This window comes from Alcanivorax profundi (genome assembly GCF_003597125.1).
Lineage (GTDB): Bacteria > Pseudomonadota > Gammaproteobacteria > Pseudomonadales > Alcanivoracaceae > Alcanivorax > Alcanivorax profundi.
Window position 1 is genome coordinate 1 of sequence record NZ_QYYA01000195.1, and the last position, 370, is coordinate 370.

1 protein-coding gene is annotated in these 370 nt (G+C 42.7%); it reads right to left on the bottom strand.

Annotation, left to right across the window (positions count from 1 at the left end; genetic code table 11):
- Window positions 1-370 (bottom strand): hypothetical protein (locus tag D4A39_RS19455; RefSeq protein WP_199699515.1); only part of this gene is annotated, 370 nt, incomplete at both ends.

Consider the following 370-nt stretch of genomic DNA (forward strand, 5'->3'; position numbering starts at 1 on the left):
TTTGGTTGTTATACACATCCTGGTCATAGACACCCTGCCAGAACATACTGAAATCAAAGCCCTTGTAGTTGAGAGCAATATTCAAACCATAAGAGAAGGCTGGCACAGGGTCGAAAATCCAAGTCTGGTCATCTGAAGTAATACCATTTTTACCATCTAAGTCCTTGTATTTCAATCCACCGACACGTGCATTTGGCTGTCCAGACTTATCTACTTCTTCCTGATTCTGGAAAATTCCATCGGCTACATAACCTACGATAGAACCATAAGACTTGCCACTCTGCACCAGGTTTTCCGTAGATGTGTGAGCGTAAGCACCTGTTGTTGTTGCTGGCAAATAAGTAACCTTGTTGCGGAAGAAATCCAGATT